Below are 7953 nucleotides of genomic sequence, written 5' to 3'. Positions count from 1 at the left end.
TTGTTGCAGCGGCCCGCGCTTGACAACCGCCCCCGCCCGCTCGGCTTGCGGCGTTCCGGCGCAGCGGCGTGGCGCTGCTTGCGAAAAGCGCGGGCGGGGGGGGTAACCCGCTGGGCATGGACGCACTTCCCACCCCTGAACGGCCGATGCGGATCGGCACCCGCGGATCGGCGCTGGCGCTGGCGCAGGCGCACGAGACGCGCGACCGGCTGGCCGCGGCGCATGGGCTGTCGCAGGACGCCTTCGTCATCGAGGTCATCAAGACCACCGGCGATCGGGTACTGGACCGGCCGCTGCGAGAGATCGGCGGCAAGGGGCTGTTCACGCGCGAGATCGAGGATGCGCTGCTGGACGCGCGCATCGACATCGCCGTCCATTCGATGAAAGACATGCCGGTGCTGCAGCCCGAGGGGCTGGTGCTGGACTGCTACCTGCCGCGCGAGGACGTACGCGACGCGTTCGTCAGCCGGCGCTGGAACGCGATTGCCGATCTGCCGGCGGGCACGATCGTCGGATCGTCCAGCCTGCGGCGGCGCGCGCAGCTGTCGCACCGCCGGCCGGACCTGACGCTGGTCGAGTTCCGCGGCAACGTGCAGACCCGGATGCGCAAGCTGGACGAGGGCGTGGCCGAGGCGACGTTCCTGGCGATGGCCGGGCTGACCCGGCTGGGGATGCTGGATGTGGTGCGCGGCCGGATTTCGCCCGACGAGATGCTGCCCGCGGTGGCGCAGGGCGCGATCGGGGTCGAGCGGCGGGCCGACGACCCCGTCGCGGGGGCGATGCTGGCTGCGATCTCGGACCTGCCGACGGTGCTGCGGGTCGAGGCCGAGCGCGCCTTCCTGCGCCGGCTCGACGGGTCCTGCGAGACGCCGATCGCGGGGCTGGCCGAACTGGACGGCGACCGGCTGCGCCTGCGCGGCGAGATCCTGCTGCCCGACGGATCGGTGTCGATCACCGGCGTGCGCGAGGGGCTGGCGACGGACGGTCCGGCGATGGGCCGCGATCTGGCCGAGGAGCTGCTGGGCCGCGCGCCGCCGGCCTTCTTCGAGCTGAGCGGCATCGCTGCCGACCGTGGATCGCCGCCGATCCGGTGAGGGCCGTGCTGCTGCGCCGCATCACCATTGGTCTGGCGGTGCTGCTGGTCGTGTCAGTTCTGTTTGCGATCAGGCTGCGGCACGATCTGGTTGCCGCGAGCGACGCTGTCCCCCGGGACGAAGCGGCCGTGCGTGCCCAGTTGACCGATCCACTGGCCATGACCGAGGCGGATTATCGCGTCTGGCTGGAGCAGATTGGCTTTACCGTTTCCGAGGTCCACGACGTCAAAGCGGCCCGCCACAGTCATCGCGGCTTCCCGTGCGGGGTCGATTGGTTCGTCACCTGAACGCCAGAGGGCGATCGGGTGACGTCCGTGGATATCCTCAGACTTCCGGCCCGCCTGTAGCTGTCCGCCAGACCAGCAGCCGCCCGGTGACGGCCTGATCGGTTCCGCCCTCAGTAGCTGCGGATCAGCCCGACCAGACGGCCCTGGACGCGCACCTTGTCCTCGGGCAGCATCCGGGTCTCATAGGCCGGGTTCGCCGCCTCGAGCGCGATCATCCCGCCCTTGCGGCGATAGCGCTTGAGAGTCGCCTCGGCGCCTTCCACCAGCGCCACGACGATATCGCCGTTCTCGGCCGTGTCCTGTTCGCGGATCACCACGACGTCGCCGTCATTGATCCCGGCCTCGATCATCGAATCCCCGCGCACTTCCAGCGCATAGTGATGTTCGCGCCCCGCCAGCATCGAGCCGGGGACGGCGATGTGATGGGACACCTCGGAAATTGCCTCGATCGGGACGCCGGCGGCGATGCGGCCCATCACGGGCAGTTCCACCGCCGGGCTGTCGACGATGTCCATCGCGCCGCGCGGGCGGGCAGTCGCCGCGCGCTTGTCGCCGGCGATCACGCGCGGCAGGAAACCGGCACTCTGCGCGCCCGACCCCTGCGGCGCGTCTTCGCGGATCAGCGCATCGGGCAGGCGGACGATTTCCAGGGCGCGGGCACGGTGCGGCAGGCGGCGGATGAAGCCGCGTTCTTCCAGAGCGGTCACGAGACGATGGATTCCGGATTTGGAGCGCAGGTCGAGCGCGAGTTTCATTTCGTCGAACGAGGGCGGCACGCCGTCGCGGGCCATGCGGGTCTGGATGAAATCAAGCAGCTGAATCTGTTTCTTGGTCAGCATGGCGGTCGTCCCCCGGGGCATGGCAGCATGTTCGTTTATTGTTCTAGCCCCGTTCACCTTTCGGGTCAACGAATAAGCTGATTCGCCCTAAGGATCGGTTAATGCGGCAGCGGAATATACGCCACGCGGTCCCCTGCCGTGCGGGCGGGGTCAAAAGCCGCCCGGACCAGCAGCGCATCCGCCTGGGCCATCACCGACAGGCGGGCGGAATCCTGGTCTGCGAACGGCGTCACCACGACCCCCGCCGCGTCGTCGGACAGCACCGCGCGCAGGTAATGCTCGCGGTTCCCCTCGGGCGGCAGATCGCGGCCGAGGCGCCCGTGCCGCAGCGCCATGGCGTCCGTCTGCCCAAGCATCCGCCGGATCAGCGGCTGCAGGAACAGCACCGCCGTCACCATCGCCGAGACCGGATTGCCCGGCAGCCCCAGCATCGCGGTCCCGCCGATCCGGCCCGCCATCAGCGGCTTGCCCGGGCGCATGGCGATGCGGTGAAAGGCGCGCTCCATCCCCAGATCGGCGGCGACCCGGCCGATCAGGTCGTGATCGCCGACCGAAGCCCCGCCGATGGTCACGATGACATCGGACTCGGCGGCGTCGGCGAAGGCCGCGCGCAGCGACTCCTCGGTGTCCCGGGCCAGCGGCAGGATGCGCGGGACGGCCCCCGCGGCGCGGGCCAGGGCGGCGATGGCGAGGTCGTTCGAGCTGATGATCTGACCGGGCCCCGGAGTCTCTCCGGGCTGGACCAGCTCGTCCCCGCCGGCCAGCACCGCCACCGTGGGCGCGCGGGCGACGGTGACCCGCGGCACGTTCATCGCCGCGAGGAGCGCGATGTCGGCCGGCCCGAGCCGGCGTCCGGCCGCGATCCGCTCGCCTTCCGCAAAGTCGCTGCCGCGCGGGCGGATGTTGTCGTGGCCGGGCGGGGCGGTCACCGTGACCTGGTCGCCCGTGCGGGCCGTATCCTCTTGCATCACCACCAGGTCGGCCCCCGTCGGGACCGGCGCGCCGGTGAAGATGCGCAGCGCCTGGCCGGGCGCCAGCGCGCCGTCCCAGCCACGACCCGCCGCGGCTTCGCCCACGACCTGCAACGGCGCGGGCAGATCGGCGCGGCGCAGCGCATAGCCGTCCATCGCGGCGGCATCGAAGGGCGGCTGCGTCATCCGCGACACCGCGTCGCGCAGCAGCACCCGTCCCAGCGCGTCGGACAGATCCACGTCCTCGGGCTGCGGCACGGGCGCCAGGGCCAGCACCAGCTCCAGCGCCTCCTCGACGGACAGAAGACTCATGGCGCGGCCTCGAAGGTGCCGGACTTGCCGCCGGTCTTCCTGAGCAGGCGGATGCCCTCGATCCGCATGTCCTTCTGCGCGGCCTTCAGCATGTCATAGACGGTCAGCGCGGCGACCGAGGCGGCTGTCAGCGCCTCCATCTCGACCCCCGTGCGGCCGGTGGTGCGGGCGGTGGCGGTGATGCGGACGCCGGGCAGGGCGGGGTCGGCGACCAGATCGACGGCGACCCGGTCCAGCGGCAGCGGATGGCACAGCGGGATCAGATCGGCGGTGCGCTTGGCGCCCATGATCCCGGCCAGCCGCGCCACCCCCAGCACGTCGCCCTTGGCCGCGCCGCCCTGCGCGAGCGCAAGGGTCTCGGGCGCCATCACCACCACCGCCTCGGCCACCGCCTCGCGCGTCGTCGTCTTCTTGCCCGAGACGTCCACCATATGCGCCCGCCCCGAGGCGTCGAAATGCGTCAGCGTCATGTCGTTCCCAGGATGTTGCGGGTCGCGGCGGCCACGTCGTCCTGCCGCATCAGGCTTTCGCCGATGAGGAAACGGCGGATGCCGGCGTCCACCATCCGCGCCACGTCGGCATGGGTAAATAGCCCGCTTTCGCAGACCAGATGCCGGTCGGGCGGCAAGGCGGGCGCGAGTTCCAGCGTCGTCTCAAGATCGACGTGGAAGGTCTTGAGATTGCGGTTGTTCACCCCGATGAGCGGCGACTGCAACTGCAGCGCCCGGTCCAACTCGGCGCGGTCGTGAACCTCGATCAGCGCGTCCATGCCCCAGTCGCGGGCGGCATTCTCGAGCTCGGCGGCCAGGGCGTCGTCCACCGAGGCCATGATGATCAGGATGCAGTCGGCGCCCCAGGCGCGCGCCTCGACGACCTGATAGGTGTCATACAGGAAATCCTTGCGCAGCACCGGCAGGTCGCAGGCGGCGCGGGCGGCGGTCAGGAACTCGGGCGCGCCCTGGAACGAGGGCGCATCGGTCAGCACCGACAGGCAGGCGGCGCCGCCGGCCTGATAGGCGCGGGCCAGCGACGGCGGATCGAAGTCCGCCCGGATCAACCCCTTGGAGGGGCTGGCCTTCTTGATCTCGGCGATCAGCGCGGGGCCATCGGTGGCGGCACGGTCCAGGGCGGCCGCGAAGCCGCGCACCGGCTCGGCGGCGCGGGCCGCGGCCTCGACCTCGGCCAGCGGCCTGGCGGCTTTCGCGGCGGCGATTTCGTCCAGCTTGTAGCTGCGGATACGGTCCAGGATGTTCATGCGCCGCACCCTATCCACCCCGCGCCCGGCGCGAAAGTCCCTCGGGCGGTCCTCAAATATCCCCGCCGGAGGCTCCGGCCGCGTCGCACGACCAGTCGATCGCCGTTTCGCCCCGGCCGCGCAACCAGTCGTTCACCCGCGAAAAGGGCCGCGAGCCGAGGAACCCCCGCCGCGCCGACAGCGGCGAGGGATGGGCCGAGGCCACTACCAGATCCTGCGGCCGCGGCAGTTCCCCGGCGGCCCGGGCCGCATGGGCGCCCCACAGCAGGAAGGCCAGCGGCCCGTGGCGCTGCGCCTCGGCGATGGCCTGCCGGGCGAGGCGGTCCCAGCCCCAGCGCCCGTGCGCCCCGGCCGCGCCCGGCGGCACGCTGAGCGCGGTGTTCAGCAGCAGCACTCCCTGCGCCGCCCAGCAGCCCAGATCGCCCGAGACCGGCGCCGAGCCGGTATCCGCCTCGACCTCGGCAAAGATGTTGCCCAGCGAGCGCGGCAGCGCGACGCCGGGATTGACCGAAAACGCCAGCCCGTTTGCGTGGCCGGGCGTCGGATAGGGGTCCTGGCCAAGGATCACCACCCGCACCCGCTGCGGCGGGACCAGGTCCAGCGCCGCAAAGACCCGCTCCGGCCCCGGCAGCCAGTCGGTGCCCTCCAGCCTGTCGCGGATCGCCGGCCAGTCCTGGGCGAAGAACGGCAGGTGCGACCACGCCGCGGGGATCGGGATCGGGGTCACTCAGGCGTCCGGGAACGCGTCCAGCCCGGCCTGCTGCTTTCGCGGCAGCTTGCCGCGGATCAGCCGGTAGCTTTCGTGGATGCGGTGGCGCAACTCGTCCGCCGCCGCGTCCAGCGGCAGCGCGACCCAGCTGCGGTGCATATAGGCGGCCCGCTGGGCCAGGCCGGCGTCGATCAGCATCTCGGCGGTCTCGATGCCGTCGGTCTTGACCGCCACGGTGGGCAGCGAGGCGGCGATGACCGCGAACATCTTGCCGCCGACCTTCCAGCAATCATGGCCGCCGCCCCACGGGTCGCTGACATCGGCGCCGGGCAGGGCGGCGCAGATGCGGTTGACGGTTGCGCGGCTCATCGTCTCAGGCGTCGGACGGGGCGGTGCCGTTGACGGCGGCCAGCCGCGCCAGCCGGTCGCGCGCAGCGCCGGAATCGATCGCCGCCGCCGCCATCGTCGCGCCTTCGCGCAGATCGGCCGCGCGCCCCGCGACCAGCAGAGCGCCGGCGGCGTTCAGCAGCACCGCGTCGCGATAGGCGCCCGGCGCCCCGTCCAGCAGCGCCCGCAGCGCGGCGGCGTTGTGGGCCGGGTCGCCGCCGACGATCGCCTCGAACGGATGCACTGGCAGGCCGGCATCCTCGGGCGAGACGTCGAATTCGGTCACCGCCCCGTCCCTGAGCTGCGCCACGCGGCTGGGTTCGGAAATCGACAGCTCGTCCGTCCCGTCGCCGCCATGCACCAGCCAGGCCGTGACCGAGCCCAGGTCGCGCAGCGTCTCGGCCATCGGCCGCAGCCAGTCGGTCGAAAACGCGCCGGTCAGCTGGTACCTGACCCCAGCCGGATTGGTCAGCGGGCCGAGGATGTTGAAGATCGTGCGCGTCCCCAGCTCGGCCCGCGCCGGACCCACATGGCGCATCGCCGGGTGATGGGCGGGCGCCATCATGAAGCAGATGCCGGCCGCATCCAGCGCCTCTTGTGCCTTGGCCGGCCCCGCCATCACGTCCAGCCCCAGATGGGTCAGCGCGTCGGCGCTGCCGGATTTCGACGACAGGTTGCGATTGCCGTGCTTGGCGACCGGCGCCCCCGCGCCCGCCACTACCAGCGCCGCGGCGGTAGAGATGTTCAGCGTGCCCTTGCCGTCGCCGCCAGTGCCCACGATGTCCACCGCCCCGGCCGGCGCGGTCACCGGATGCATCCGTGCCCGCATGGCGCGGGCGGCGGCGGCGATCTCGTCCACCGTCTCGCCCCGCACCCGCATCGCCATCAAGAGCCCGCCGATCTGGGCCGGAGTCGCCTTGCCGTCGAAGAGCGCGCCAAAGGCGGCCTCGGCCTCCTCGCCGGTCAGCGGACGGGTGGCGGCGATGCCGATCAGAGGGCGGATGTCGGTGGTCGGCGCGCTCATCCCTCGGCCCCCTGGTTGGTGCAGCGGCGCAGGAAGTTGCGGATCATCGCGTGGCCGTGTTCCGAGCGGATGCTCTCGGGGTGGAACTGGACCCCCTCGATCGGCAGCGTCCGGTGCGCAAGCCCCATGATCGTTCCGTCCGCGCTGGTCGCGGTGACCCGCAGGCAGTCGGGCAGGGTGCCGGGGTCCACGGTCAGCGAGTGATAGCGCGTCGCCCGCAGCGGCGAGGGCAGGCCCGAAAACAGCCCGCTGCCGTCATGGGCGATCTCGTCGACCTTGCCGTGGACGATCCGCGCGGCGCGGACGACCCGGCCGCCGAACGCCTCGCCGATGGCCTGGTGGCCGAGGCAGACCCCCATGACCGGCACACCGACCTTGGCCGCGGCCCGGATCAGCGGCACGATGATCCCGGCCTGCGCCGGATCGCAGGGGCCGGGCGAGACGAGGATGCCCGCGGCCCCTCGCGCCAGCGCCTCGTCCACGGTCAGCGCGTCGTTGCGCACGACCTCGACCGCGGCGCCGGATTCGCCCAGGTAATGCACGAGGTTCCAGGTGAAGCTGTCGTAATTGTCGATCATCAGGATCGACGGCCCCTCGCCCGAGGGCGGCAGGATCGCGCGGCGGCCTGCGGAAAAAGCCTGGGTATTCATCGGCTCGCTCGTGAAACGTGGAGGATGCGCCGGTCGGGGCGGAAAGGGGTGGCCCGCCGGTGGCGGTCGGCTATAGATGGTCGCAAGCGGCGCACAGGGTCAACCCTGCCCGGACGGGCCTTGCGCAAGACGGCAACGATGGCACGAGGCTGACGATGGGGTTCTGGAGCGGGCTCGCCCACGGCGCGGTGATGAGCGCGGCGACGCTGGCGGCGCTGTCGGTGGCCCTGCCGCAGGACCGCGCCGGGCGCGAGGGCGGGGCGCGGGTGAGTGCTGCTGCTCGGGGCGCTGCCGGGGCTGAGGGTGCGCCCGGTGCGACGGCGGGCGAGGCTGCGGCAGGGAAGGCCGCGCCCGAGGCCGCGCCCCCGTCAGCACCGCCCGCCACCCCTGTCACCGACGCGGCGCCCCGTTCCGCGCATGACGGG

Annotated in this window: 10 protein-coding genes and 1 pseudogene; 3 read left to right on the top strand and 8 right to left on the bottom strand. The window is 72.1% G+C overall.

The annotated features are described in order from the left end of the window. Nucleotides 1-116: 116 nt before the first annotated feature. Nucleotides 117-1094, top strand: a complete 978-nt coding sequence (gene hemC, locus IC63_RS15905) for a hydroxymethylbilane synthase (RefSeq protein WP_052042320.1) — start codon at nucleotides 117-119, stop codon at nucleotides 1092-1094. 5 nt (nucleotides 1095-1099) lie between these two features. Then, a complete protein-coding gene (locus IC63_RS15900) occupies nucleotides 1100-1381 on the top strand; it encodes a hypothetical protein (RefSeq protein WP_036722296.1) in 282 nt (93 codons plus the stop codon). Between the two features lie 110 nt (nucleotides 1382-1491). On the opposite strand, the gene lexA is transcribed toward IC63_RS15900, so the two are convergent. The 8 genes from lexA to IC63_RS15860 all read right to left on the bottom strand — a co-directional run bounded on the left by lexA (nucleotide 1492) and on the right by IC63_RS15860 (nucleotide 7456). Further along, entirely contained in the window at nucleotides 1492-2220 is a 729-nt protein-coding gene (lexA, locus tag IC63_RS15895) for a transcriptional repressor LexA (RefSeq protein WP_036722293.1), read from the bottom strand. A 98-nt stretch (nucleotides 2221-2318) separates the two neighbouring features. Then, nucleotides 2319-3503 (bottom strand): molybdopterin molybdotransferase MoeA, encoded by a 1185-nt coding sequence (locus tag IC63_RS15890; protein ID WP_036722290.1) that lies wholly within the window; start codon nucleotides 3501-3503, stop codon nucleotides 2319-2321. Next, nucleotides 3500-3973, bottom strand: coding sequence for a cyclic pyranopterin monophosphate synthase MoaC (gene moaC, locus IC63_RS15885; RefSeq protein WP_036722288.1), 474 nt, complete (start codon nucleotides 3971-3973; stop codon nucleotides 3500-3502). The genes IC63_RS15890 and moaC overlap by 4 nt, the downstream gene beginning before the upstream one ends. After that, nucleotides 3970-4758 (bottom strand): indole-3-glycerol phosphate synthase TrpC, encoded by a 789-nt coding sequence (gene trpC, locus IC63_RS15880; protein ID WP_036722286.1) that lies wholly within the window; start codon nucleotides 4756-4758, stop codon nucleotides 3970-3972. Before trpC ends, moaC begins: the two co-directional genes overlap by 4 nt. 52 nt (nucleotides 4759-4810) lie before the next feature. Beyond that, nucleotides 4811-5485, bottom strand: a complete 675-nt coding sequence (locus IC63_RS15875; protein WP_036722284.1) for a uracil-DNA glycosylase — start codon at nucleotides 5483-5485, stop codon at nucleotides 4811-4813. Next, nucleotides 5486-5836: an MmcQ/YjbR family DNA-binding protein gene (locus IC63_RS15870; protein ID WP_036722282.1), complete on the bottom strand. Its 351-nt coding sequence runs from the start codon at nucleotides 5834-5836 to the stop codon at nucleotides 5486-5488. 4 nt (nucleotides 5837-5840) lie between these two features. Further along, complete coding sequence (gene trpD / locus IC63_RS15865; RefSeq protein WP_036722280.1) at nucleotides 5841-6878, bottom strand: anthranilate phosphoribosyltransferase; 1038 nt, start codon at nucleotides 6876-6878, stop codon at nucleotides 5841-5843. After that, a complete protein-coding gene (locus IC63_RS15860; RefSeq protein WP_036722298.1) occupies nucleotides 6875-7456 on the bottom strand; it encodes an anthranilate synthase component II in 582 nt (193 codons plus the stop codon). Before IC63_RS15860 ends, trpD begins: the two co-directional genes overlap by 4 nt. A 227-nt stretch (nucleotides 7457-7683) precedes the next feature. Here IC63_RS15860 and IC63_RS15855 point away from each other — a divergent pair. Continuing rightward, nucleotides 7684-7953, top strand: a pseudogene (locus tag IC63_RS15855) (hypothetical protein); the annotation flags it as partial.

Source organism: Paracoccus sphaerophysae (assembly GCF_000763805.1).
GTDB classification, from domain to species: Bacteria; Pseudomonadota; Alphaproteobacteria; order Rhodobacterales; family Rhodobacteraceae; genus Paracoccus; species Paracoccus sphaerophysae.
The sequence above is the reverse complement of the archived record's forward strand: the minus strand, read 5'-3'. Positions and strand labels throughout refer to the sequence as shown.